The 2,085-nt window shown below is 37.2% G+C and carries 2 protein-coding genes; one reads left to right on the plus strand and one right to left on the minus strand.

All coding sequences use genetic code 11. The annotated features are described in order from the left end of the window. Positions 1-26 precede the first annotated feature (26 nt). On the plus strand, positions 27-140 hold the full coding sequence (locus F6K18_RS35990; protein WP_287528151.1) for a PEP-CTERM sorting domain-containing protein: 114 nt from the start codon (positions 27-29) through the stop codon (positions 138-140). A 155-nt stretch (positions 141-295) separates the two neighbouring features. Here the strand turns inward: F6K18_RS35990 and F6K18_RS35995 are convergent, their stop codons facing one another. Continuing rightward, positions 296-1,201 (minus strand): vitamin K epoxide reductase family protein, encoded by a 906-nt coding sequence (locus tag F6K18_RS35995; protein WP_287528149.1) that lies wholly within the window; start codon positions 1,199-1,201, stop codon positions 296-298. Between the last annotated feature and the right edge of the window lie 884 nt (positions 1,202-2,085).

Here is a 2,085-nt window from a genome sequence, read left to right on the forward strand (position 1 = left end):
TTAGTGGTACAACTACTATTTATGAAATTAATTCTGTACCTGAACCAGGTACAATCTTTGGTTTATTGGTATTCGGAGCAGCAGGAAAGTTATTGTTGAAGCGTCATAACAAAACTACTAAAGAAAATTCTGCCTTCTGATTCTGATGATGATTAATCAAAATCTTCTGTAGGGACGTTCCATGTAGCGTCCCTACGCTTATACAGCAGATTCCGTACTAATGAGGTACAACTGACGATCTGGAATATTTGTATATTCCCTGTTCCCTGTTCCCTATTCCCTATTCCCTGCTGTATTAAAGATTGTTAAAATTAGCTAGACCTTTATAACCGGAAAATTTTGCTAAATCCTCTAAAGAAACTGTACCTTCGTAAGATTTACCATTAATTTTCCAAGTCGGATATGCAGTAATATTGGCTGCGATACATGAGCTTTGTTGAGGGTTTTTGCCTTTAGGATCGCACTCAATATAATTAAGTTTACTAACAGCTTCTTGACCAAACAACTTCTTTTGGTCTTGACAGTGACCACACCAATAAGCACCATACATTTTTGCTCCCACTTCTGTCAGATGTTCTGCTAAAGCAATTTTTGCCGGTGTCGAAGTAGTTGTAACTGCATAAATATCTTGTTTTTCAGCAATAGGACTATGAATGGGAGCATAAACCGCAAATGTTCCTACAAGAGTAACCATTCCAACAATAATAGCGGTAAAGATTAATTGCCCAATATCTTCCCAGTCACGACCGATTAATGCTAAGATAAATAAAGCTACAGAACAAATAGCTGAACCGATGCAATAAATACACAGAGATTTAATCTCAAATGCCATGATGTACATCAAATAGCTACTGAAGATAGTCATGGATACGCCACCAACAAACATTAATAACCAACTCCAGTTTTCTAGTTTTGAGCGTAACTCCTTCTGAGAATCTGGGTTAATTATCCAAGGACCGATCGCCATTGTTCCCATGCCAGCATAAGCTAGAAAGCCAAATAGAGCCAGAGGTAAGCCAAAAATCATAGCATAAGGACTTTCAAGTACCTTATCGCAACCAGCTACAGGACAAGTCACGACTCCTCCCATGAATTTTTCTATTGCGAGATATGCTGTAATTATTGCTCCTACTGTTGAAATACCAGCAATAATAAAACGTGAATTACGATGAATCCAGGGTTTAGAGCGTTTACTACGCATTTATGCCTCCTTGTTTAGTACAGTTTCTTTTCATATTATCTTTTCTTTTGCGGGTTTAATACTCCACCATCAACGGGGGTGCTTAAAATTGTTTGGGGTTATAAGACACTGAGTGGCGTGTCGAAGACTATCCATAAGCATTTTTCCTTCTTCCTTCTGCCTTCTTCAATGACTTCCCGAACAACTGGACAGTCAAATATACAGTTTCATAGTAAATAATTTTATCTGACTTTTCAAAATCTGCTGATGGCCAGAAGAAAGTTCAGACAAACTCTATATAGCTATAAGCATTCAGCTATCAGCTATCAGCTAGAGTCAAAACTTTTAACTATAATATTTTGAAGTTTCTTAGCTGTCCTAATCTTAATGGGTAGTGCTGTAGCAATAGACAGATAGGTTAGGACTTACGCTGATAACGATCTTTAGACAGGAAAATGTTTTTCCTACTGTTCTCTGTTATAGATATTAGAGAAGTGAAATTGATATCAAGTATCTTCAGATTTTACAGTAGATTTGATCAAGGGTGAGGTACACCTCCTTACAGCGCTTTTCGGCTTCTTTTCAAGGAGAGGTAATTGTTACTAGACAGTGCAAAGTTCTTGGAATAACTATTGCTAGTCAAGGGTTTCGCGGACTCAAGGTTAAAAAATCTCCATTCACAACAGTAGGTGCTGTCAACCTTTCCCAGTAACACTTTCAATCTTGAGAGCAAACTGTTTTTTAGCAGAACTTTGTACTCTCCAGAATTGTTAATAATCAGGACTTACGCAAGGACACTATATATAGTGTTAAGTCTTAATTATCTCTCTATATTTGGGTTCTAAACTCCGTTTCCCTTTGCGATCGCATCAACCCCAAAATTATCATTTACTGAAAAATTTTGA

Source organism: Okeania sp. SIO2C2, from assembly GCF_010692625.1.
GTDB lineage: Bacteria > Cyanobacteriota > Cyanobacteriia > Cyanobacteriales > Microcoleaceae > Okeania > Okeania hirsuta.